We start from the raw sequence: 22,658 nt of genomic DNA, 5'->3' as shown, positions 1-22,658 counted from the left end.
GGCCGCCGCGATGCCGCGGCGGCCCCGCCGGCGTCGTTCACTTGTCGTTTGTGCTGGTCACGGGTTCGCACGTGGTATGCTGCGAACAGCTGTGATCGTTAGTCCTTCGAACGTTGCGGGATGCGCCGCTGCCCGGTCGTCGGGTGTTTCAGCGTTGACGTGGTTCTCCCCTCACGCACGGTCGGCTTCGCACGGGTCCACCGCCGCTACCCGTCGTCGCCTCCGGGCTCGCAGCCGCGGTCGTCGCCGACCGCGTCCTGTTCGAGCCCGGCACAGACCGACCCCATGGGTGGTGCACACGTTGATCTCCTTCATCTGGTCCCCAGGCAACCCGCTACCGGCCGGCACCGGCGGCTCCGAGAACTACACCGTCGGCCAGGTCCGCGAGCTGAATCGGCGCGGCGTACCGGCACAGGTCGTGACCGTCGGCCTGGGTACCGCGGACGGCCGCGACGATTTCACCGGCATCCCGTTCTTGTCGCTGCCGACGCTGACCGCCGTCGGTGAGCTCGACGGCACCGTCGTCTTCGTCAACGAGCCGTACCCCGTGGCGACCCGGACGCCGTCGTTCCTGATCCTGCACAACCCGCCGCCGATCCGGGAGCGGGAGTGGGCGTTCGCCGCCGATGGCGCCAGGGACCGCACCTTGATCGCCACCAGCCGCTATGCGGCCGACCTGTGGGCACGCTTCCTCGACGTCGACGTCGCGACCATCAGCGTCGTGTACCCGTTCGCGGAGCCGGCCTTCGCCGCGCAGCCCCGCCCTGCCGGTCCCGGCGGGTCCACCCGGGTGCTCTACGCCGGCCGGCTGAGCCCGGAGAAGGGCATCTACACCCTGCTGTCGACCCTGCACATCGACATCATCGACCAGGACCTCGATCTCGTCTTCATGGCGACGACCGCCGGCGCCGACAAGCCGCAGGGCAAGATCATCGAGCGACTGCTCCAAGCGCACCCGCGGATCTCGGTCGTGCCCACCCGCAAGACACCGGCCGGAATGGCGGCGCTGATGGCCGAGCACGACATCGTCGTGATGCCGTCCAACAGCCAGTACTGGCACGAGACCTTCGGCATCGTCTCGATCGAGGCCCAGCACGCCGGCTGCCGGGTCGTCGCCTCCGACGACGGCGGCCTGCCCGAGACCGACTGCGGCGGCGTGATCCTGGTCGAGCCCGACGACGCCGAGGCGCTCGCCTGGGGCATCCGGGCGGCCGTGGCGGCCGGGCCGCTCTCCGGGGCCGCCCGCCGGGACGCCGGCACGAGGTTCACCGTCGAGCAGTCGGTGGACGCGCTGCTGAGCGTCCTCGCCCAGCCGAAGCCGATCCCGCCCGCGACCACCGTCCGGCAGCTCGAAGACCTGATCGCCGCACCGCCCGCGCAGCCGCAGCGGCCGCTGGTCATGGCGACCGGTGACCAGGATGACATCCACCCCGCAGGGGTACAGGCGTGACCGCGGCGCCGCGCCGCGTGCGGTACGTGAGCACGTACACCGAGCTGGCGCACCAGGTACGGGCCGCCGGACTGCTCCGCCGCCGCTACGCCTACTACTGGACGATGATCATCGGAACCGTCACGGCCTTCGCCGGACTCTGGGTCGCGTTCGCGTTCCTCGGCGACTCCTGGTTCCAATTGCTCCTCGCCGCGGGACTGGGTGTCGTGCTCTCGCAGATCAGCTTCCTGGGCCACGACAGCGCGCACCGGCAGATCTTCAAGTCGCACCACTGGAACGACTGGATGTCCCGGGTGCTCTCGGGATTGTTCGCCGGGCTCAGCCACGGCTGGTGGATGAGCAAGCACAGCCGCCACCACGCCAACCCGAACAAGGAGGGCTCGGACCCCGACATCGGGCCCAGCGCCTTCGCGTTCACCCCCGCCATCGCCCAGAAGCGGCGCGGGCCGGTGGCGCGGCTGACTCGGTGGCAGGGCTACTTCTTCCCGCTCGTCATGTTCGTGGGACTCGCCCTGCATGTGGCGAGCATCCAGCGACTCGTGGGCCGGCAGCCGCTCAAGCACCGGTGGTGGGAGGTCGCGTTCGTCGCCGGCCGCCTCGGTGGCTACGTCACCGTGCTGCTGCTGATCCTGCCGCCGGGCAAGGCCGCCGCGTTCTTCGGCGTCCAGATGGCCCTGTTCGGTCTCCTGCTCGGCGGCACCTTCGCGACCAATCACCTCGGCATGCCCATCGTGCCGGCCGACCAGAAGATCGACTTCCTGCGCCGCCAGGTCCTGATGTCGCGCAACATCGCCGGCGGCGGATTCACCACGTTTGCGATGGGCGGGCTGAACCACCAGATCGAACACCACCTCTTCCCGAACATGCCCCGCCCCAACCTCCGCCGCGCACGCACGCTCGTCCGGGCACACTGCGCCGCACATGACATCCACTACACCGAGACGACGTTCATCGGCGCCTACCGCGTGATCGTCGGTTACCTCAACGCCGTCGGACGCGTCCCGGACCCGTTCCGCTGCGCCCTCGCGTCTCAGCTCCGGTAGCCGGCGGCGAGTGACGTCAGCACCGTCAGCATGGCGGCCGCCGCCGGGGTGCGCCGGTCGCGCGGCGCGACGGCGGCCAGCAGGCGGCGGCGCGGCAGGGCGGGGGCGGTGGGCCGCAGGACGACGTCGGGGCGGATGGCCGCGGCGGCCAGCGTCGAGATGACGGTGACGCCCATGCCGGCCGCGACCAGCGCCTGCTTGCCGGTCCAGTCGTCGCAGACGAAGCCGACGCGCGGCGGCCCGCCGAGGGCGCGCGTCAGCGCCGTGAGCGGGCCGAGGCAATCGGGGTGGCCGCCCTCGATCCAGGTCTCGCCGCGCAGGTCGCGCAGGGCGACGGTGGGGCGCCCGGCGAGCCGGTGCCCGGCCGGCAGCGCCACCCGGTGCTCCTCGTCCAGCAGCGGCACCAGCTCGACGCCGTCGCGGGCCTCGTCCCAGTCGGTGACCAGCGCGACGTCGACGGCGCCGGAGCGGACGTCGCCGGGGCCGCCGCGGATCAGCCCGACCTCGACGCCGGGGTGCGCCTCGCTGAACCGGCGGATCGCCGCCGGGACGAACGCGGTGTTCGCGCTCGGGAACGCCGACAGCCGGACGTGCCCGCCGCGCAGCTGCGCGTACGCGCGCAGCCGGGCCTCCAGCGCGGCCAGCCGGCCGAGGATCTCGCGCGCCTCGCCGATGGCCAGCTCGCCGGCCGCCGTCGGGACGACGCCCCGCGGGCGGCGGTGGAACAACCGGACACCGGCCCGCCGCTCCAGCGCGGCGATCTGCCGTGAGACGGCCGGCTGGGTCATCGTCAGGGCGTCGGCCGCGGCGGAGAACGAGCCGTGCTCGGCGACCTCGGCCAGCACCCGCAGCGACCACGTGTCCAGCATGCGCTGAGCGTATACCCGACCTGTCGGACCCGCAGTGGTGCTCATGGCCGCGCGGCCGCACGGTGGGAGCATGGACTTCCTCGCCACCCACCTGCCGCCCGCGCCCGCCCGCGTCCTCGACGCCGGGTGCGGCGACGGGCGCCTGGCCGACGAACTGCGCGGACGCGGCTACGACGTCACGGCCATCGACATCGACCCCACGCTGGCCCGGCCCGGCGTGCTCACCGCCGACGTCTGCGATTTCCGCGGCGACCCGTACGACGCGGTGCTGTTCGTGCTGTCGCTGCACCATGTGCACGATCTCGCTCGCGCCGTCGTGGCGGCCGCCGGGCTGCTGGCGCCGGGCGGCCGGCTGCTGGTCGACGAGTTCGCGCACGAGCGCGCCGGCACCGCCATCGCGGACCGCTTCTACGACGCGCCCGGCTCGCTCCCGCGCTGGCGCGCCGAGCACCGCGAACTGCACACCGGCACGGCCATGGTCGACGCGATCGCCGAGCGGTTCGGGATCACGCTGCTGGAGAGCGTGCCGTACCTCTACCGCTACCTCGAAGACGAGTCGCTGCGCGAGGCCGAGTCCGTCCTCGGACTGCGGCTGGCCGCCGTCCCCGCGCCGGCCTGAAGGCGCAGCGCGAGGGTCGGGAAGATCAGCACCGAGAGCATGCCGCTGCCGACGAGCGCGCTGGCGGTGCCGGCGCCGAGCACGCCCTCGTCCTGCGCGATGCCGGTGATCACGACCACCAGCGGCAGCGCCGTCGAGGCCAGCAGGCCGAGCGACACCGCCGGCCGGACGCCGAGCGCGTCACGCTGCAGGAGCACCGTCGGCCCGCCGCGCACCAGCAGGAAGAACAGCAGGAACACCGGCAGCAGGAGCAGCGTCGACGGCTCGGCCAGCAGCGCGTCGACGTCGAAGCGGACGCCGCTCATGACGAAGAAGATCGGGATGAAGAATCCGAAGCCGATGCCCTCCAGGCGCGACAGCACCTGCTCGGACTCGTGCGGGTCGCCGGCGTCGAGGAACAGGTGGACGACGATGCCCGCCGCGAACGCGCCGAGCACCGGGTCGAGGCCCAGGCCCGCGGCGATGGCGAACATCGCGACGACCACGAACACGCACAGCCGCAGCCCGACCTGCGCGCTGGTGCCGAGTGTGCTCGTGACCATGCGGGCGAGCCGCGGATGGCGAGGCTGCCGGGCCATGACCGCCGCGCCCACCGCCACCAGCCCGAAGACCGCGAGGACGATCGTCGTGTGCGCCGGTCGTTCGCCGCTGAGGGCGAACGCGATCGCGAGGATGGGCAGGAACTCGCCGGCCGCCCCGATGGCCAGGAACCGCGTCCCGAGGGTGGTGTCCGCCAGCCCGTGGTCGCGCAGCATCGGCAGCAGCGTGCCCAGGGCGGTCGTGGTCAGCGCCAGCCCGACGACGAGGCGGGCGTCGGTGCCCGCGACGAGGAAGCCCAGGCCGATGCCGAGCACGAGCGAGGCGGCCCAGCCCCAGGCTGCGGCGCGCAACGGCCCGCCGCGGATGCGCCGGAAGTCGATCTCGTAGCCGGCCAGGAACATGAGGAAGGCCAGACCCAGGTCGGACAGCGCGCTGACGACGTCGGTGTCGCGGACCCAGCCCAGCACGGCCGGCCCGATGAGGATGCCGAGCCCGATCTCGATGACGACGGGAGGCACGGCGGCGAAGCGGGCGAGCCGGTCGGCGGTGAACGGCGCCAGCAGCGCGGCGCCGAAGACCGCGGTCAGCATCCAGAGCGTCTCGTTCGACATGGGCCACCTCCGGTGCGGCTACCAGCCCTCCCGAGTCATGATGGCCGACCTCGGCGGCGCCCGTGGTGGTCTTCGCGCGGATCAGCCGGCCGGGCCGACCGGGCTGAGGCCGCCGAGCAGCGTCGTGGCCCACGGGGTGCCGCGCAGCCCGCCGACGTCGACGAGGCGGGCCGCCTCCGCGGCGCAGGCGTCGGCGCTGACGAGGTCGCCGCGGGCGCGGTGCGCGTGCGCGAGTTCGGCCAGCGCCTCGCCGGTCGCCTGCAGGTCGGTCGGGTTCAGCGCGGCGAGGCCCTGCAAGGCCTCGGCCGCGGTGTCGAGGCTCTCGCGGCCGGCCAGCCGCCGGGCCCGTGCCAGCGTGAGGGTCGCGCGGGCGACCAGCCGGGGCGAGCGCATGGCCTGGGCGGTCGCGACGGCGCGTTCGGCAGTGCCGACCGCCTCGGCCGGCCGGTCCGCGGCGAGGTGCACCCGGACCTCGGCCGACAGCAGGTGGTAGGCGGGGTACGACCCCGGCTCCGGTGTGTCCAGCTGGCGTGCCTCGTCCAGCGCGGCCCGCGCCGCGGCGACGTCGCCGTGGCTGGCGAGGCGCTCGGCGTAGGTGGCCTGGCAGCGGGCACGGAGCGAGAGCGGCAGCGCGTCGGCGACCTCCATGCACTGGCGCATGTACTCGAGCGCGGCGATGTCGTCGCCGTACCGGCCGCGCAGTCCGGCGAGGTTGTTCAACAGGGCGGCCTCGCCGTACCGGTCGCCGGTCCGCCGCCAGAACGCGATGGCCTGTGCCGCGGCGTCCTCGGCCTCCGCCAGCCGGCCCTGGTCGGACAGGCCGGAGGCGAGGTTGTGCCAGGCACTGCCGACGAAACGGTCGGCGACCGGCGGCAGCGGCGTGACGGTGACGGCGCGCAGCAGGTCCTCGGTGCCGTCGGACGATCCGCAGCACTCGTAGATCAGCAGGTCGAGGCTGGTGGCCAGGGCCGCTGCCTCGACCGCGCTGTCGGCGTGGCCCGACGTCAGGGCGTCGCGGGCCAGACCGACCAGCAGCGCGCCGCGCGGGTGCACCCAGGCATGGACGTCGTCGTGTCCGGCGAACACCACGCCGTCGGCGTCGACACCGGCGATGACGGGGTGGAGCGGCCGGTCGCCCGGGCGCAGCCGCTCGTTGGCGTGCGCGACCGACGCGATGGCCTGGCGCAGCGCCCGCCGCAGGCCGGTGGGGTCGCGCCGCCCGGGCTGGTCGCGCAGGTAGCTGCCGATGAGGCCGTGCCAGGCGTAGCACTCGGGGGCGGCCGGCTCCAGCAGCCGGAGGTCGCAGAGCTGTTCCAGCAACTCGCGGGCCTCGGCCCGGCCGGTCTCCCACAGCGCCGCGGCGGTCTCGACGTCGACGAGGTCGGCCGGCAGCGCGCCCAGGGCGCGGAACCGGGCGGCGGCCGGGGCGGCGAGGGTGCCGGTGGTGGCGTCGAGGGCGGCCTCGACGGAGCGGCCGTCGAGCTGCAGTTCGGCCAGGCGGCCGGGCCCGGTGAGGCGGTCGCGCAGGTGCGCCAGCGGCCAGGCCGGCCGGGTGGCGAGCCGTCCGCCGACGATCAGCAGCGCCAGCGGCGAGCCGGCGCACGCCTCGACGATGGCGGCGGCGGCCGCGGGCTCCGCGGTCAGCCGGTCGGCGCCGATCAGCGTCGCCAGCAGCTCGTGCGACTCCGTGGCCGAGATGGCGTCGAGGTCGACCGACACGTTCGCCGGGACGGCCAGCCGCCGGCGCGTCGTGACGAGCACGGCGCACTCGCCGGCGCCCGGCAGCAGGGCGGTGACCTGCTCGACCGAGTGCGCGTCGTCGATGACGAGGAGCAGCCGGCGGCGCGCGCACATCGAGCGGAACAGCGCCGCGCGGCCGGCCTGCGCGGACGGGAGGTCGTCGGCCGCGACGCCGAGGTCGCGCAGGAACGCCCCGAGGAGGTCGCGCGCCGGGACCTCGGCGCCGCCGCGGGTGCCCTCGGCGAAGAGCTGGCCGTCGGGGAACCGGGACCGGGCCCGGTGCGCCGCCTCGACCGTCGTGGCCGTCTTGCCGACGCCGGCCGGACCGGACACGACGGCGACGCGGACGCGGTCGGCCGGGCGCTCCAGCAGCCGGGCCAGCGCCGCCAGCTCGTGCGGGCGGCCCACGAACGCCGGCGACCCGGCCGGCAGCTGGGCCGGCGGCTCGGCCGCCGCCGTGACGGGCGCCGCCGGTGCGGCGTCGAGGAGGTCGGGGTCGCCGGCCAGCATCCGCTGGTGCAGCTGGGTGGCCTCGGCGCCGGGGTCGATGCCGAGGTCGTCGCGCAGCACCGTGACCAGGCGGGCGAACGTCGCCAGCGCCTCGCCCTGCTGGCCGGTGCGGTACAGCGCCAGCATCAGGTGGCACCAGGACCGCTCGCGCCACGGATGCTCCGACGTCAGCCGCCGCAGCGACGCCACGAACACGTCGTCGAGGTCGCCGGCCCGCAGCCGCAGCTCGTCGCGCCGCTCGGCCACGCTGAGCACCTCGTCGAGCAGGGCCGGCCCTTCGACGACGGTCAGCTGGCCGACCGCGAGCCCGGACAGCGGGTCCGCGGTCCACAGCTCCAGCGCCTCGGTCAGGGTCGCCGGGTCGGTGGCCGCCGCGGCGAGCCGGCGGAAGCGGTGGAGGTCGACCTGGTCGGGGTCGAGGTCCAGGCGCAGGCCGTCGCCGTGCGCGACGACCGCGTCGCGCCCCAGCGCGTCGCGCAACCGCGACGCGTACGTCTGGATGGCCCGCCGCGGGCTGGCCGGGAGCTCGTCCGGCGACCACAGCAGCTCGGTGATCGCGGCGTACGACACCGGCGTGCCCAGCCGCAGCGCGAGCGCGGCGAGCAGCGCGGCCGGACGGCGGGCCAGCGGCACCGGCAGCGTGCCCCGCAGCAGCTCGACTTGGCCCAGCAGCCGGACGAAGACGACTGGTTCGGGCACGGCGTCGAGGTTACCGGCCGGAGCCGGCGGGCGCGGCCGGCTCGGGCAGCGGGAACAGGTCGAAGAACCGGCGGGCGGTCTCGGTGTCGGGGTCGAGCCGCACGAGCCCGTCGTCGACGGCGGCGCCGAGGTCCTGGCCGCCCCAGATGACCTCGTTGAGGACGGTGCCGGCGGCGGTGACGGCGACGTCGGCCGGCCCGGCGCCGCGCACGATGCGGAACTCGCCCCCGCCAACCGTGGCGGTGAAGGCGTCGTCGTCGACGCGCAGCGCGTACGTGGCGTCGAGGCCGGCCGCGCGGGCGGGGGCGAAGAGCGTGCGCATGGCCAGCACCAGGGCGTCGACGCTGAGCGGGGCGTCGTGGTCCATGCCGGGGGACCGGCTGCCCCAGCGGCCGAGCGCGCGCACCACCGGCTCGAGCTCGAGTCCCCACGTCGTCAGCTCGTAGACCTGCGACGCGACCGGCGGCGGCAGCGTGCGGCGGCGCACCACGCCGGCGGCCTCGAGGTCGCGCAGCCGTTGCGCGACGACGTTGGGCGCCGCGCCGGGCAGCCCTCGTCGCAGGCCGGAGAAGCGTTTCGGGCCGAGCAGCAGCTCGCGCACCACGAGCAGCGCCCACCGCTCGCCGACGAGATCGAGGGCGTGCGCGGCCGCGCAGCCGTCGGCGTAGGAGCGCTTGGTCGACACGCCTTCCAGCCTAGCAGTCGAGTAGCGAATTGCACTCAGAGGGTTGTTATTAGCATCCGGTCGGTTGTAATTTCTAACTAGAGCGAGCGAGGAGGATTCGATGGACACCCGGACGCCGCCCGTGGCGGCAGTCGCCGATCCGCATCGCTGGCAGGCGCTCGGCCTGCTCGGCCTGGCCTTCTTCATGGTCATCCTGGACGCGACGATCGTCCTGACGGCCATTCCGTCGATGCGGCGGGAGCTGGGCTTCACCCTTGCGGGCGTGCAGTGGGTGCTGACCGCCTACGCGCTCACCTTCGCCGGGCTGATGCTGTTCTCCGGCCGGATGGCCGACCTGTTCGGGCGGCGCCGGGTGTTCATGGCGGGGCTGGTGCTCTTCGTCGCGTCGTCGCTGTTCTGCGGCCTCGCGTGGTCCGGTGAGGTGCTGGTCGCGGCCCGGGCCGTGCAGGGTGTGTCGGCCGCGATCATGGCGCCGACCGCGCTGTCGATCGTCGTCGCCACCTTCCCGGACGGCGCCGAGCGCAACCGCGCGCTCGGCGTGTGGGGCGGCCTCGGCGGGTTCGGCGCGACGGCCGGGCTGCTGATCGGCGGCGTCATCACGTCGCTGCTCGGGTGGGAGTGGGTGTTCTTCATCAATGTGCCGATCGGGCTGGTCATCCTGGCGCTGTGCCCGGTGGTGATCCGGGAGAGCCGGGACCGTTCCGGCGAGCGCCGGTTCGACCTCGCCGGCGCGGCGACGATCACGGCCGGTCCGCTGCTGCTGGCATACGCGGTGATCAAGGCGCCCGAGCGCGGCTGGCTCAGCGGGGGGGTCGCTCGGGCTGTTCGCCGCCGCGGCCGCGGTCCTGGCGCTGTTCGTGGTCGTGGAGGCGCGCGCCGCGGCGCCACTGGTGCCGTTGCGGATCTTCCGCAACCGCACGCTGGTCGGCGGCAACCTGCTGATGCTCGCGGTCGGCCTGGCCGTCGACGGCATGCTGTTCCCGCTGACGATCCACGCCCAGCAGGTGCTCGGCTACTCGGCCCTGCAGTTCGGCCTGATGAGCGCCGTCATGACCGGCATGTCGATCGCCGGTGCGTTCGCCGGGCAGGCGCTGGTGACGCGGCTCGGCGTGCGGCCGATCGCGATCGGCGGGATGCTGCTGGTGCTGGGCGGGGCGCTGCTGCTGGTACCGGTCTCGGCCGGCGGCTCGTTCGCCGCCGACGTGCTCGCGGGGTTGCTGGTCTTCGGCCCGGGCATGGGCGCCTGCTTCGTCGCGGCGCAGATCGCCGCACTCACCGGCGTGCCCGAGGAGGAGTCGGGGCTGGCCGCCGGGCTCGTCGACACCCTCTTCACCATCGGCAGCGCGCTGGGCATCGCGATCGTCACGTCGGTCGCCGTCGCGGCCGGCCGGCACGGGACCGTCGACGGCCTGCGGGCCGCCTTCGGCGCCGCCGCCTCCTTCGCCGTCCTGGGCCTGCTGGCGGCGCTGTTCGTCCTCCCGCGCCGGCGGTGACGAGTCGTTCGATGACGATGTCGTGCGGGACGCCGAACAGGGTCCTCGATGGTCGCGCCGTTGAGATGTGCGTGCGGCCCGGCGAGGACGTAGTCGCCGAGCGACAGCGGGAAGACCGGTCGTCCGCGCAGCACCGCGTTCTCATGACGACGCAGCCGGCGCCGACGCGGACCGGCCCGCCGTCGGCCGTCAGCACCGCGCCGAAGAGGATGCGGCTGTTCGCACCGACCCGGACGTCGCCCGACAGGACCGCGTTCGGCGCGACGTACGCCGACGCCGCGACGACCGGACGCGCGCCGTCGTGTTCGATCAGCATGCGCCGTCATCGCGGATTCCGCCCGCCGGTGCGAGGGCCGGCGGGCGGAACCCGGCGTCGTTACTGGATGCCCTCCCGCTTCAGCCGCCACTGCTGGCACTGGCAGGAGCTCGTGGTCCACTGCTGGGCGACGGTGCCGTCGGCGGTGGATCCGCCGGCGATTTCGAGGCTCTTGCCGCTGTTCGCGTTGGCCAGCCGCCACCAGCCGCCGGTCAGCAGCGTCGGCACCCAGGTCTGGGTGGCGTGGCCGGTCGGGGCCCATTGCACGGCCTGGACGCCGTCACCGGTGGCGGCGCCGGGGATCTCCAGCAGCTTCCCGCTGTTGACGTTGGCCAGCTGGACGCCGCCCGTGACCGTCCGCAGGTTCCACACCTGGGTGGCGTGGTTCGTGTCGCCCCACTGGCCGGCGCCGGCGCCGTCGGTGGTGAGCGCGGAGAGGATCTCCAGGAACTTCCCGCTGGTCCGGTTGACGACGCGGAACTGCGGGTCCAGCGGCGCCGACGTGCGGTACACGTGCAGCACGTCCAGCTCGGCGAACGACGTCGCCTTGGTGAACGTGACGGTGTTGACGCCGGCGTTGAGGTTCACCGTGTGCTGGGCCCACAGGTAGCGGCCCCAGTCGACCGTCGGCGGGTAGGAGATGGTGGTCGCCGCGCCGCCGTTGACGCTGACGGAGTGGGTGCTGGTCGTGCCCATCCCGTTGGCGTAGCGGACGTTCAGCCGGTACGACCCCGCGGCCGGCGCCCGCACGGTGAACGCCACCGAGCTGCCCGCGTTGTTGATGTTGCCGACCTTCTGTCCGTTCGACGCGTCGTGGTGGGTGACCAGGGACGCGTCGGTGCGCACGGCCCGCTCGGCCTCGTACTGCTGGGCGTCCAGCGGGATGGTGCCGACGCGGACGTCGTTGTAGGTGGTCGACGGGTTCTCGACGTTGGTCGCGTGCACGAGCGTGCGCCCGTCGACGGTGGTGTCGAAGCCCTGGGCGAAGCCGCTGAACGCGCCGCCCTGGGTGTCGGTGGAGTCGTACGTGACGGCGTACGGCAGCCGCTCCCAGGGCCCCTCGCCGAGGTTGTAGTTGACGTAGAAGTGCTGGCCGGTGTTGATGTTCCCGCTGCCGTCCAGCGACCACTTCGACGACACGATCACCATGCCGTTCGGCCCGCCGCCGGGCACCCACTTCACGAACGGCGACGACCCGATGCCGCGGCCGTCGGCCAGTCGCACCGGCGTGCCGATGCTCGACTCCGGGCTCCAGTTCAGGCCGTCGGGGGAGATCTTGTAGTAGACGGGCGCGGTGTTCTGGCTCAGACTCGGGCGGTTCACCACCTCGAACGTCGCCAGGTAGCGGCCGTCGGGCAGCTTCGTCACGGTGATCATGCCCGGCCGGTCATTCGTACCGGCCGGCGCGGAGACGTTGACCAACGGGCCCCAGGTCAGCCCGCCGTCGGTGGAGCGCCGGTACGACACCGCCTGCAGCACGCCGTTCGGCTTCTGCCGCTCGTCGGAGAAGTAGGCGACCAGCCCGCCCTGACCGTCGACGGCCAGCGCCGGCTCCCAGACGGTGGTGGTGGTCGACGTCGGGCTCGGGTCGTAGACGGCCGGCCCGCCGGTATCGATGGTGCTGAGGTAGGACCACGTGACGCCGCGGTCCTGGCTCTGGTACACGACGAGCCGGCTGCTCGACCGGTCGGCCGGCATGATCATCCCGGCCAGCAGGACGGTCCCGGCCGGCAGCGAGCCGACCTGCTGCGGCAGCTCGTACAGGAACGGCTGGGCGGTGCGGGTGAGGGTGGGGAAGGTGGCACTGGGCGCGACGTCGGCGATCTTGCTCCAGCTGATGCCGCCGTCGGTGCTGCGGTGGATCGGGTACACCTGCACGCCGCCGACCAACACCAGCTGGTCGAACGTCACCAGCTGGGTGCCGTTGGCGCTGCCGTTGTGCTTGAGCGTGATGACTTTGGGGTAGGTGGTGCCGACCGGGCGGTTGCCCTCCGGGTCGAACGAGGTGCCGGCGGCGGGTGAGTAGACGAGGGCGCCGTTGCCGGTGGTGACGGCGGTGGCGGCGGGATCGGGCGCGGCGGCGAGGGCGGCCGCGGCTATGGCGGCGACGGCGGCGACGGCCGCCAGCGCACGGCGGCGTGGACTGCGTACGGTGGTCATGACTCTCCTCTGACGGATGCGGGCACAGTCATGCAACGTTGTAAGGTCAGGTGGCCGTACAACGTTGTAACACCGGTGTTGATCAGCACCTTAGAGTTGGGTCAGCGCTGGTGTCAACGGCTACCGTGGGTCCATGACAGCGACGCTGCGTGATGTCGCCCGGCTGGCGGGTGTGTCGTTCAAGACCGTGTCGAACGTCGTCAACGACCATCCGTACGTCTCCGACACCACCCGCGCCAAGGTGCAGGCGGCCATCGACGAGCTGGGGTATCGGCCGAACCGCCAGGCGCGCAGCCTGCGGTCGGGCCGTACCGGCGCCATCGGGCTGGCCGTGCCGGAGCTGAGCCTCGCGTACTTCGCCCAGCTCGCCGACGAGGTCATCACCGCGGCCGAGCAGCGCGACGTCGTCGTCGTCATCGAGCAGACCGGCGGCGACCGCCGCCGCGAGCTGGACGTGCTGTCCGGGTCGCGGCGCCAGCTCACCGACGGCCTGCTGTTCAGCCCGCTCGGCCTGGGCAACGACGACGGCGGGCTGCTCGCCGTCGACTTCCCGCTGGTGCTGCTGGGCGAGCGCATCTTCGACGGCCCGGTCGACCACGTCACCATGGAGAACGTCGACGCCGCGCGCGCCGCCACCGACCACCTGCTCGGCCTCGGCCGGCGGCGCATCGCCGTCATCGGCGCGCACGAGGGCGAGGTCATCGGGTCGGCCGGGCTGCGGCTGCGCGGCTACCGGGCCGCGCTCGACGTGCGCGGCGTCGCCTACGACGACGCGCTGGTCGTCGACGCCGGGCCGTGGCACCGCATCAACGGCGCCGAGGCCATGCGGGCGCTGCTCGAGCGCGGCGTCGAGTTCGACGCGGTGTTCGCGCTCAACGACGAGCTGGCGCTGGGCGCGCTGCGGGTCATGCAGGAGCAGGGCATCCGGGTGCCGGCCGACGTCGCCATCATCGGCTTCGACGACGTCGACGAGGGCAAGTACTCGCTGCCCAGCCTCAGCACCGTCGACCCCGGCCGGCGCGAGATCGCCCGGCTCGCCGTCGAGGTGCTGCTCGACCGCATCGAGAAGGGATCCGGCGAGCCGCGCCGGGAGCTCCGTTCGGGCTACCGCATCGTCGAGCGCGAGTCCACCCAGCCGGGCTGAGTCGGCTTGACATCTCCTGGCGCGTTCCCCATGCTGACTCTTACAACGTTGTAAGGCCAAGATCATTTAGATGATCAGCATCGTCTCACCGTGGAGAAGGCCATGACACGCAACCGCCTCACCCGTGTTCTTCCTTTGGGCCTCGTCCTCGCGCTCGCCGTCGGGCTGACGGCCTGTGGTAGCGACGACGACTCGAGCGGCGACTCCGCCGGCGGCCCCATCGAGCTCACCTTCTGGCACGGGTACACCGAGGCCGACGGCGACGTGCTCGAGCAGCTCGTGGACGACTTCAACGCTTCGCAGGACGAGATCGTGATCAGCACCGAGATCAACCCGTGGGACGTCATCGACGACACGCTGCTGCCGGCGCTGTCGGCCGGCAACGGCCCGGACATCGTGGCGATGCCGGCCGAGCGGCTGCCGGTGTACGCCGACCGCGGCGCGTTCGTCGAGCTGGACGACTTCTACGACGACCCCGAGAGCAACACCGCCGAGCTGAACGCCGGCGCCGTCGACATGGTCACCGTCGAAGGCACCCGCTACGGCGTGCCGACCGGGTTCGTCCCGCTGGCGATGTTCTACAACAAGGGGTTGTTCGCCGCCGCCGGCATCACCGAGCCGCCGGCCACCTGGGACGACTGGGTCGAGACCGCCAAGGCGCTCACCGTCGACCAGAACGGCGACGGCACGCCCGAGCAGTACGGCGCCGCGATCCCGGACCACGCGACGGTCGCCAACGGTGTCTGGCCCAGCCTCTTCTACGGTGGCGGCGGCGACATCGTCGACGGCGGCACCGAGGTCGTCATCGACTCGCCGGAGAACCGCGCGACGCTGGAGTACTGGTACCAGGCCATCGCGGTCGACAAGATCTCGCCGACGGGCGTCGACGGCATCGCCGGCGACGGCCTGTTCAGCAGCGGCAAGGCCGCGATGTACCTCGGCGGTCCGTGGATGGCGTCGATCTCGGAGGAGAACGGCATCGACTACGGCATCGCGCCGGTCCCGGCCGGGCCGGAGGCGCAGGCGGCGTCCGCCATCGGCGTCTCCATGGCCATCACCGAGCAGGCCGGCGACGACGCCGTCGAGGCGGCGGAGCGGTTCTTCAGCTTCTTCCTCGACCAGGACAACGCGGTGACGTGGTCGCTCGGCTCCGGCTGGCCGCCGCTGCGTACCGACGTCCCCGCCGACGCCGTCGCCGAGAACCCGGTGGTGGCCGCGCTCACCGAGCAGGCCGAGTTCGGCCGGCCGCTGCTGCCCGGCGTGGTCAACAGCGTCGACGTGCTCGCCGCCGTCGACGAGCTGACCCAGCGGGCGATGGCCGGCGAGGATGTCGCGACGCTGCTGTCCGAGGCGCAGGCCGAGATCGAATCGGCCGTCGGGTAGGTCTCGTGTCGATCACCGCACCACGACGGCGCTACCGGCCGCCCGCGCCACTCGGCGGGCGGCGGGTGGCGCCCGGGGCCCGGCGCGGCGGCCGGCGCACCGCGACCGCGCTGGCCTTCCTCGGCCCGGCCCTGCTCATCCTCGCCGTCTTCGTCGGCTGGCCGATGGTGTCGGCGCTGCGCACGTCGTTCACCGACGCCAGCGGCTTCGGCGAGGCCGAGTGGGTCGGCTTCGACAACTACGTCCAGGTGTTCACCGACCCCGACCTGCTGAACGCCGTCACGAACACGCTCTGGTACACGGTGCTGTTCACGCCGACGGCGGTCGTCGCCGCGCTGGTCCTGGCGCTGGTGCTGAACAGCCCGGCGCTGCCGTTCCGCGGCTTGTTCCGCACCGCGCTGTTCCTCCCGTTCGTGGTGTCGCTGGCGGTCGCCGCGTACGCGTGGACCTACCTGATCGACCCGCAGGTCGGGCTGCTCAACCACTGGCTGAGCGGCCTGGGCCTGCAGCTGGGCAACGTCCTGGAGGACCCGCAGCTGGCCATGCCGGCGGTGGCACTGGTCGCGGTGTGGAAGAACTTCGGCTTCTACCTGGTGATCTTCCTCGCCGGGCTGCAGGACATCCCCGGCTCGCTGTACGAGGCGGCCAAGGTCGACGGCGCGGGCGTGTGGCGTCGCTTCACCAACGTGACGCTGCCGCTGCTGTCGAACACCATGGCGTTCGTGCTGGTGTTCGCGATGATCGCGGCGCTGCAGGCGTTCGACCAGATCTACGTCATGACCGGCGGCGGGCCGTACGGCAACACCCAGACCATCGTCATGGAGATCTACGAGTCCGGCTTCCGCAAGCTCGAGCTCGGCTTCGCGTCGGCGCTGTCGTACGTGCTGCTGATCGCGACGCTGCTGCTCAGCGTCGTCCAGTTCGTCTTCTTCGGCCGCCGAGAGAAGGACGCCCAGTGATCGCCCGTCTGCGGCCGAGCACGCTCCTCGGCACGGTGGCCATGCTCGCCGTCACCGCCGCCGTGCTGCTGCCGCTGGCCATCATCGTGCTGACGGCGTTCAAGCCGGTGTCCGAGGTGAACGCGTACCCACCCACCCTGCTGCCGCAGGACTGGACGCTGGACAACCTGCGCCGCATCGTCGACGAGCTGCCGTTCGCGCGGCTGGTGCTGAACAGCTTCGTGTTCGCCGGCGGCGTGACGGCGTTCGCGCTGGTCTTCGACTCGCTCGCGGCATACGCGCTGGCGCGGATCGACTTCACCGGGCGCCGGACGCTGCTGATCGCGATCATCGCCACCCTGATGATCCCGTTCCAGGCCACGCTGGTGCCGGTGTACCAGCTGGTCAGCGACCTCGGCTGGGTGAACACGTACGCCGGGCTGATCGCGCCGCGAGCCGCCGACGCGTTCGGCATCTTCTTCCTGCGGCAGTTCTTCCTGGCGCTGCCGCGCGACCTCGACAACGCCGCCCGCATCGACGGTGCGTCTGAGCTGCGGATCTTCCGCAGCGTCGTGCTACCGAACGCCGTCCCGGCGCTGCTGACGCTGGCGATCTTCACCTTCGTCAACAACTGGAACGACCTGCTGTGGCCGCTGATCTTCACGACCGAGCGCGAGATGGGCACGATCACGTCCGGGCTGACGCTGCTGACCGGGCCGGGCGGCATCGTCCCGTACGGCGTCATGATGGCCGGCGCGCTGGTGGCGATCCTGCCGCTGGTGATCGCGTTCCTGCTGGTGCAGCGGCGGTTCATCGAGAGCATCGCGACGACGGGGATCAAATGACCGGCTCCTGGCACACGGACGGGGCGCTGCACTTCGCCCTGGGCGTCGAGGACACCTTCGTGCCGCAGCAGCGGCCGGGGGAGCGGCCCATCGACGAGTACGAACTGACCCAGCACTACGAGTTCTGGTGGTCCGACCTCGGGCTGGCCGCTGACGCGGGCGCGACGCTGCTGCGCTGGGGCGTGCCGTGGTACCGGGTCAACCCGGACACGGGCGCGTGGGACTGGTCGTGGCTGGACCGCGTCATGGACCGGTTCGCCGAACTGGGGCTGCGGCCGGTCGTCGACCTGCTGCACTACGGCACGCCGCTCTGGCTGGAGGGCCAGTTCGCCCACCCGGACTACCCGTCGCACGTGGCGGAGTACTCGTTCCGGGTGGCCGAGCGGTACGCGGACCGCGTCACCGACTACACGCCGGTGAACGAGCCGATGATCCACGCGCTGTTCTCGGGCGAGTACGCGTACTGGCCGCCGTACCTGTCCGGTCCGTCAGGCTTGCGGACGATGGTGCGCCAGGTGGCCCGCGGGTTCGTGCTGGCGCAGCGGGCGATGCGCGACGTGCTGGGGGAGCGCGGCGTGTTCGTGCACGTCGACGCCGGTATGCGCTACGACGGCGACGACGCGGCGCTGATCTCGCGGCTACGGGCGCAGGTGCACCTGGTCGAGGACCTGGTGACCGGCCGGGCGGTCGACGGCTTCGACGACTCGGAGCTCGCCTGGTTCGCCGAGCACGCCGTCCAACCCGACGTCATGGGCGTCAACTACTACCCGCGGCACTCCACCGAGATCGTGTCGGCGGCCGACCCGCGCGGCGGCGGCTTCCGCGACCCCCGCCCGACCCGCGACGACGGCGTTCTCGGCCTGGAGGAGCTGCTCCGCTCCGCCTGGGAGCGGTACGGCGTCGCCGTCGCGCTGACCGAGACCTGTGTGACGGCGAGCGTCGCCGAGCGGGCCGCCTGGCTGGACGCGTCCGTCGAGGCTGTGCGCCGGCTGCGCGCCGGCGGCGTCCCCGTCGTCGCCTACACCTGGTGGCCGGTGTTCGACATGTACGAGTGGACGTACCGGCACTCCACCGCCCCGCGCGAGTCGCACCGGCTGACGATGGGCCTCTGGGAGCTGTCCGAGCGCGACGGTGTCCTGCACCGCGTCCCCACCCCGCTCGTCGACCGGTTCCGTACGCACGCCCACGATCCCCGCAACACAACCAAGGAGAGCTGAGTGCCGCACGCATCGCTGACCGTCGATCCGTCGTTCGTCGTCGGGCCCATCGACCGGCGCCTGTTCGGCTCGTTCGTCGAGCACCTGGGCCGCGCGGTGTACGACGGCATCTACGAGCCGGACCACGCGACGGCCGACGAGGACGGGTTCCGCAAGGACGTCATCGAGCTGGTCCGGGAGCTGGGGGTGTCGACCGTCCGCTATCCGGGCGGCAACTTCGTCTCCGGCTACCGCTGGGAGGACGGCGTCGGGCCGCGTTCTGCGCGTCCACGGCGGCTGGACCTGGCCTGGCACTCGCTGGAGACGAACGAGATCGGGCTGGATGAGTTCGCTCGCTGGTCGGCGAAGGCCGGCACCGAGCTGATGCTCGCCGTCAACCTCGGGACACGTGGTGTGCAGGAGGCGCTGGACCTGCTGGAGTACGCGAACGTCCGGTCCGGATCGACGCTCGCCGATCTGCGCGTCGCCAACGGCACGCCCGACCCCCATGGCGTCGTGCTCTGGTGCCTGGGCAACGAGATGGACGGGCCGTGGCAGCTGGGCCACCGCAGCGCCGACGACTACGGCAAGCTGGCCGCACAGACCGCCCGCGCGATGCGCCAGCTCGACCCCGGCGTGAAGTTGATCGCGTGCGGCAGCTCGAACCGGCAGATGCCGACGTTCGGGGCGTGGGAGCGGACGGTGCTGGAGCACACGTACGACGAGATCGACTACCTCTCCTGCCACGCCTACTACCACGAGACCCCCGGTGACCTGCCCGGCTTCCTCGCGTCGCCGGTCGACATGGACCGCTTCATCGAGTCCGTCGTCGCCACCATCGACCACGTCCGTGCGCTGCGCCCGGGCCGGCGCCGCGTCGACATCTCCTTCGACGAGTGGAACGTCTGGTACGTCGACCGCTACCACGACGAGGACAAGGTGACCGACCCGCAGGTGTGGCCGGTGGCGCCGCGGATCCTGGAGGACTCCTACACCGTCGCCGACGCCGTCGTGGTGGGCGGGCTGCTGATGTCGCTGCTGCGCCACGCCGACCGGGTGACGGCGGCCAGCCTGGCGCAGCTGGTCAACGTCATCGCGCCGATCATGACCGAGCCGGGCGGCCCGAGCTGGCGCCAGACCACGTTCTTCCCGTTCGCGACGACCTCGCGTCTGGCCCGCGGCGTCACGCTCGCTGTCGATGTGACGTCGCCCGTGTACTCGACGGCGGCTCTGGGGGAGGTGCCGGTGGTGGACGCGGTCGCGACGCACGACGCCGCCGCGGGGTCGGCGGCGGTGTTCCTCGTGAACCGCTCGGTCGACTCGCCCGCGACGGTGTCGGTCGACGTCCGCGGCCTCGGCGCGTCGAGGGTCCTCGAAGCCCTCACCCTCTGGGACGACGACGTCCACGCCCGCAACACCCTCGACCACCCGACGCGCGTCGGCCTGCGCCCGACGCCGTCGGCGGTGCTGGACGGCGGGACCCTGCGGCTGGAGCTCCCGCCGGTCTCGTGGACGGCGATCTCACTAGGCTGATGAGCGTGACTGCCGAGACCGTGGAGCTGACCCGGTTCCGAGTGCTGCCCGAGAACGTCAATGCGCTGCTCGCGGCCCGGCCGGGAATGCTGGCCGACTTCCGCGCCGACCGCGACGGCTTCATCGACGCCGTGCTGGTGCGGCTGCCCGACGACGAGTGGCTCGACATCGTGACGTGGCGGTCGGCGGAGGACTTCGCCGCCTCGCGGGCGAAGGGCGCCAACCTGCCGGGGATCGCGGCGTTCTTCGGCGCCATCGCCGAACTGGTCTCGGCCGAGGAAGGCACCACCGCGCCCTGACGGGTGCCGAAACGACCTCAGCCCGGCCTCGGCCCGCCGCGTTGCGCCGTGCGTGTGGTGCGTGGGCGCATGTCCGGCGGGGTGTGGCCGGGCCGGGTGTTGCCGGGCCGGGTGTGGCCGGGCCGGGTGTGGCCGGGCGGAGCGACGTTGGCGAGCGACGCGACGTTGTCGGTGCCCGCCCGTAGGGTGGGCCCCACCCGGGCCGGGAGGGGTCTATCTACCACGGCGCCACGGCGGCGTCACCAGCTCACCGTCGCCAGCCCACGGACGACGAGCGGGCGACGGGGAGGCCGACGGCGAAGTGGGCGCCGCCGCCGGGGCGGTCGACGACGGTGACGGCGCCGCCGTGCCAGCGCACGTGCTGGGCCACGATCGCCAGCCCGGGACCGATCCCGCGGCCGCCGCTGACACCGTCGCGTGCGACGACGACGTCACCACCGACGTCATCCGGCCGAGCTGGGGCCACGACGTCACCCGCAAGGCGGTCGTAGCGCTGGCCGCGTTCGCCGCGCTGCTGCAAGACCTCGCCATCACCGTCGGGGCGCAGACGCTGGAGGACCTCGCGCTGGCGCTGTTCGGCGGCATCCTCGCCGGCACCTACTCGTCCATCTTCATCGCGGTGCCGCTGCTGGTGCGGTGGGAACGGTGGGAGAGAATCGGGGCGTGTGCGGACGGTACGTAGCTGACGCGTCGGCCGACGATCTCGCGGCCGAGTTCGACGCCATCGCGTCGGGCGCGGTGCTCGAGCTGATGGCGTCGTACAACGTCGCGCCCACCGACCGCGTCCCCGTCGTGCTGGAACGCACCGACGAGCCGCCGGAGCGCACCCGGCAGCTGCACGCGGCGCGCTGGGGGCTGATCCCGTCGTGGGCCAAGGACCCCGCCGGCGGCCCGCCGATGATCAACGCGCGCATCGAGACCGTCGCGCAGAAGCCGGCCTTCCGCGGCCCCATCGCCAGGCGGAGATGCGTCCTCCCGGCCCGCGGCTACTACGAGTGGCGGCGGGGGCCCGGCCGCGCGAAGCAGCCCTACTTCATCCACGGCGACGACGGGCCGCTCGCGATGGCCGGCGTGTTCGAGTGGTGGCGCGACCCGTCCGTACCCGACGACCACCCGGACCGCTGGGTGCTGTCGGCCAGCGTCCTCACCACGACGCCGGTGCCGGGGCTGGCGCACATCCACGACCGCATGCCGGTGCTGTTGACGGCGGAGGAGATCCCTGACTGGCTGGACCGGCGCAACGAGGAGGCGGCCGCGCTGCTCGACCTCGCCCGCTCGGCGGCCGCCCGGGCCGGAGCGGCGTTGACGGCCCGGCCGGTCGGGCCCGAGGTCGGCAACGTCCGCAACAACCACGCCGGGCTGCTGGCCGAGGCGGTCCCCGCCCAGCCCGGCCTGCTCGACCTCTAGGCCCGGTCCCGGCGGACGAGGACCAGCCGGAGCCAGCGCGCGAGGTCGTCGATCTCGTGATCGACGGCGGCGGCCATGGCGGGGGTGAAGGGGACGTCCTCGTGGACGGCGTCGACCCGCAGGGCGCCGGCCCGGCGGTCCGCCGTCGCGTCGACCTTGCCGACCAGCTGGTCGCCGTGCAGGACGGGCAGGGCGAAGTAGCCCCACCGCCGCCGCGCGACCGGCTTGAACATCTCGAGCTGGTAGTCGAACTCGAACAGCTCGGCCATGCGCCTGCGGTCGTAGACGAGGCGATCGAACGGCGACAGCAGCGCCGTCCGTCCGGCGAACGGCCTGTCGAGCTGGGCGGGATCGACCCGCCAGGCGCCACGGACGCCGTCGACGACGGCGGGTTCGCCGGCCGGTTCGCCCGGCGACTCCAGCGCCGCCGGCCGGACCAGCCCGAGGGAGCGCAGCCGCCGCTCGTCGCGCAGCCGCAGCGCCCGCGCCGCCGGGACGACGTCGTCGGGGTAGACGCGTTCGGCGAGGTCCCAGAGCGGGTCGCCGTTCTCGCGGCCGTGCAGGGCCACCTCGCCGCGCTGCACCAGGAACGCCAGCATCTGCCGCACGTTGCGGCTGTTCGTCCAGCCGGACGACCGCCACGGCCGCACCGAGGTGTCCGGGAGGTCGCGCGAGCGCAGCGGCCCGTCGGCGCGCAGCCGCTCGAGGAGGTCGAGGCGGAACCCGTCGTTGTCGCGGACCCAGCCGCGCTGCCGCTCCCGCCAGGCCGGCTCGCCGGGCTCGGGCCGGTCCCAGGCGGCCATCTCGGCGCGGTACAGGGCGACGTCCGCGAGCGGGCGGATGACGCCGCGCAGCTCGACCAGCCGCTGCTCCGCCAGCGCCGTGGCCAGTTCCGCCGGGTCGTGCACCGCGCCCAGCCGGCTCCACACGACGAGGTCGGCGGCCGGCGCCACGGCCGCCGTCGGGTCGTGGACGAGCGCCGTCAGTCCCCGCACGACATCGTCCAGGTCGTCCGGCCGGTGGGCGTCGAGGAGCTGGGCGCGGACGGCGATGCGCCGGGCCTCGGCCCGGGTCAGCTCGTGCACCGTCACGGCGCCCACGCTAGACCGTGGGGCTCACCCCGCACGGGTGAGGTCCCGCGCCCGCCGCGGGTGGACCATGAGCCCGTCCGACTCGGG

19 protein-coding genes and 1 pseudogene are annotated in these 22,658 nt (G+C 73.1%); 14 read left to right on the top strand and 6 right to left on the bottom strand.

What is annotated here, in order from left to right:
- The first annotated feature begins 301 nt into the window (after nt 1-301).
- Together BLU82_RS13815 and BLU82_RS13810 are read left to right on the top strand one after the other, a co-directional pair.
- The gene (locus tag BLU82_RS13815; RefSeq protein ID WP_157740924.1) at nt 302-1,450 is read left to right on the top strand and encodes a glycosyltransferase family 4 protein; all 1,149 of its coding nucleotides are present in this window, start codon (nt 302-304) and stop codon (nt 1,448-1,450) included.
- A 26-nt stretch (nt 1,451-1,476) separates the two neighbouring features.
- The gene (locus BLU82_RS13810) at nt 1,477-2,493 is read left to right on the top strand and encodes an acyl-CoA desaturase (RefSeq protein WP_197682933.1); all 1,017 of its coding nucleotides are present in this window, start codon (nt 1,477-1,479) and stop codon (nt 2,491-2,493) included.
- On the opposite strand, the gene BLU82_RS13805 is transcribed toward BLU82_RS13810, so the two are convergent.
- Nucleotides 2,481-3,362, bottom strand: a complete 882-nt coding sequence (locus BLU82_RS13805) for a LysR family transcriptional regulator (RefSeq protein ID WP_172885603.1) — start codon at nt 3,360-3,362, stop codon at nt 2,481-2,483. The two genes, BLU82_RS13810 and BLU82_RS13805, sit on opposite strands and share 13 nt — an antisense overlap.
- Before the next feature lie 70 nt (nt 3,363-3,432).
- Between BLU82_RS13805 and BLU82_RS13800 the strand changes: the two genes are divergently transcribed.
- Nucleotides 3,433-3,981, top strand: a complete 549-nt coding sequence (locus tag BLU82_RS13800) for a bifunctional 2-polyprenyl-6-hydroxyphenol methylase/3-demethylubiquinol 3-O-methyltransferase UbiG (protein ID WP_157740922.1) — start codon at nt 3,433-3,435, stop codon at nt 3,979-3,981.
- Here BLU82_RS13800 and BLU82_RS13795 read toward each other — a convergent pair.
- The 3 genes from BLU82_RS13795 to BLU82_RS13785 form a co-directional block, all read right to left on the bottom strand.
- Complete coding sequence (locus tag BLU82_RS13795; protein WP_092621189.1) at nt 3,903-5,132, bottom strand: cation:proton antiporter; 1,230 nt, start codon at nt 5,130-5,132, stop codon at nt 3,903-3,905. The two genes, BLU82_RS13800 and BLU82_RS13795, sit on opposite strands and share 79 nt — an antisense overlap.
- 81 nt (nt 5,133-5,213) lie before the next feature.
- The gene (locus tag BLU82_RS13790; RefSeq protein WP_092621186.1) at nt 5,214-8,081 is read right to left on the bottom strand and encodes a BTAD domain-containing putative transcriptional regulator; all 2,868 of its coding nucleotides are present in this window, start codon (nt 8,079-8,081) and stop codon (nt 5,214-5,216) included.
- A gap of 10 nt (nt 8,082-8,091) precedes the next feature.
- Nucleotides 8,092-8,766, bottom strand: coding sequence for a helix-turn-helix domain-containing protein (locus BLU82_RS13785; protein ID WP_092621183.1), 675 nt, complete (start codon nt 8,764-8,766; stop codon nt 8,092-8,094).
- Nucleotides 8,767-8,866: 100 nt separating this feature from the next.
- Between BLU82_RS13785 and BLU82_RS36340 the strand changes: the two are divergent.
- Both BLU82_RS36340 and BLU82_RS13775 read left to right on the top strand, forming a co-directional pair.
- Nucleotides 8,867-9,418 (top strand): annotated as a pseudogene (locus BLU82_RS36340) (MFS transporter); the annotation flags it as partial.
- Nucleotides 9,419-9,623: 205 nt separating this feature from the next.
- Nucleotides 9,624-10,259 (top strand): MFS transporter, encoded by a 636-nt coding sequence (locus BLU82_RS13775; RefSeq protein ID WP_172885602.1) that lies wholly within the window; start codon nt 9,624-9,626, stop codon nt 10,257-10,259.
- Between the two features lie 376 nt (nt 10,260-10,635).
- Here the strand turns inward: BLU82_RS13775 and BLU82_RS13770 are convergent, their stop codons facing one another.
- Entirely contained in the window at nt 10,636-12,735 is a 2,100-nt protein-coding gene (locus BLU82_RS13770) for an RICIN domain-containing protein (protein WP_092621177.1), read from the bottom strand.
- 133 nt (nt 12,736-12,868) lie between these two features.
- Between BLU82_RS13770 and BLU82_RS13765 the strand changes: the two genes are divergently transcribed.
- The 9 genes from BLU82_RS13765 to BLU82_RS13725 all read left to right on the top strand — a co-directional run bounded on the left by BLU82_RS13765 (nt 12,869) and on the right by BLU82_RS13725 (nt 21,480).
- Nucleotides 12,869-13,879, top strand: a complete 1,011-nt coding sequence (locus tag BLU82_RS13765) for a LacI family DNA-binding transcriptional regulator (RefSeq protein WP_092621174.1) — start codon at nt 12,869-12,871, stop codon at nt 13,877-13,879.
- Between the two features lie 102 nt (nt 13,880-13,981).
- Nucleotides 13,982-15,262, top strand: coding sequence for an ABC transporter substrate-binding protein (locus tag BLU82_RS13760; RefSeq protein WP_092625803.1), 1,281 nt, complete (start codon nt 13,982-13,984; stop codon nt 15,260-15,262).
- A gap of 5 nt (nt 15,263-15,267) precedes the next feature.
- Nucleotides 15,268-16,221 carry a carbohydrate ABC transporter permease gene (locus tag BLU82_RS13755; RefSeq protein ID WP_092621171.1) on the top strand — a complete coding sequence of 318 codons (954 nt, stop codon included), beginning with the start codon at nt 15,268-15,270 and terminating at the stop codon, nt 16,219-16,221.
- A gap of 41 nt (nt 16,222-16,262) precedes the next feature.
- Nucleotides 16,263-17,045, top strand: coding sequence for a carbohydrate ABC transporter permease (locus BLU82_RS13750; RefSeq protein ID WP_092625801.1), 783 nt, complete (start codon nt 16,263-16,265; stop codon nt 17,043-17,045).
- Nucleotides 17,042-18,262, top strand: coding sequence for a family 1 glycosylhydrolase (locus BLU82_RS13745; RefSeq protein WP_092621168.1), 1,221 nt, complete (start codon nt 17,042-17,044; stop codon nt 18,260-18,262). The genes BLU82_RS13750 and BLU82_RS13745 overlap by 4 nt, the downstream gene beginning before the upstream one ends.
- Entirely contained in the window at nt 18,263-19,774 is a 1,512-nt protein-coding gene (locus BLU82_RS13740) for an alpha-N-arabinofuranosidase (RefSeq protein ID WP_092621165.1), read from the top strand.
- 5 nt (nt 19,775-19,779) lie between these two features.
- Nucleotides 19,780-20,073, top strand: a complete 294-nt coding sequence (locus BLU82_RS13735; protein ID WP_157740918.1) for an antibiotic biosynthesis monooxygenase — start codon at nt 19,780-19,782, stop codon at nt 20,071-20,073.
- 346 nt (nt 20,074-20,419) lie between these two features.
- A complete protein-coding gene (locus tag BLU82_RS13730; protein WP_092625799.1) occupies nt 20,420-20,755 on the top strand; it encodes a hypothetical protein in 336 nt (111 codons plus the stop codon).
- Nucleotides 20,737-21,480: an SOS response-associated peptidase gene (locus tag BLU82_RS13725; RefSeq protein ID WP_197682931.1), complete on the top strand. Its 744-nt coding sequence runs from the start codon at nt 20,737-20,739 to the stop codon at nt 21,478-21,480. Before BLU82_RS13730 ends, BLU82_RS13725 begins: the two co-directional genes overlap by 19 nt.
- Here the strand turns inward: BLU82_RS13725 and BLU82_RS13720 are convergent.
- Nucleotides 21,477-22,571 (bottom strand): DNA glycosylase AlkZ-like family protein, encoded by a 1,095-nt coding sequence (locus tag BLU82_RS13720; protein WP_092625797.1) that lies wholly within the window; start codon nt 22,569-22,571, stop codon nt 21,477-21,479. The two genes, BLU82_RS13725 and BLU82_RS13720, sit on opposite strands and share 4 nt — an antisense overlap.
- Nucleotides 22,572-22,658: the final 87 nt, after the last annotated feature.

Origin of the sequence: Jiangella sp. DSM 45060 (assembly GCF_900105175.1) — a bacterium.
Lineage (GTDB): Bacteria > Actinomycetota > Actinomycetes > Jiangellales > Jiangellaceae > Jiangella.
This window is presented reverse-complemented; position numbering and strand designations above follow the sequence as displayed.

Bases quoted from the DNA above. Each gene is read 5' to 3' on its own strand.
- BLU82_RS13805 (WP_172885603.1), bottom strand. From the start codon at position 3,362: ATGCTGGACACGTGGTCGCTGCGGGTGCTGGCCGAGGTCGCCGAGCAC.
- BLU82_RS13800 (WP_157740922.1), top strand. From the start codon at position 3,433: ATGGACTTCCTCGCCACCCACCTGCCGCCCGCGCCCGCCCGCGTCCTC.
- BLU82_RS13795 (WP_092621189.1), bottom strand. From the start codon at position 5,132: ATGTCGAACGAGACGCTCTGGATGCTGACCGCGGTCTTCGGCGCCGCG.
- BLU82_RS13770 (WP_092621177.1), bottom strand. From the start codon at position 12,735: ATGACCACCGTACGCAGTCCACGCCGCCGTGCGCTGGCGGCCGTCGCC.
- BLU82_RS13765 (WP_092621174.1), top strand. From the start codon at position 12,869: ATGACAGCGACGCTGCGTGATGTCGCCCGGCTGGCGGGTGTGTCGTTC.
- BLU82_RS13760 (WP_092625803.1), top strand. From the start codon at position 13,982: ATGACACGCAACCGCCTCACCCGTGTTCTTCCTTTGGGCCTCGTCCTC.
- BLU82_RS13750 (WP_092625801.1), top strand. From the start codon at position 16,263: ATGCTCGCCGTCACCGCCGCCGTGCTGCTGCCGCTGGCCATCATCGTG.
- BLU82_RS13745 (WP_092621168.1), top strand. From the start codon at position 17,042: ATGACCGGCTCCTGGCACACGGACGGGGCGCTGCACTTCGCCCTGGGC.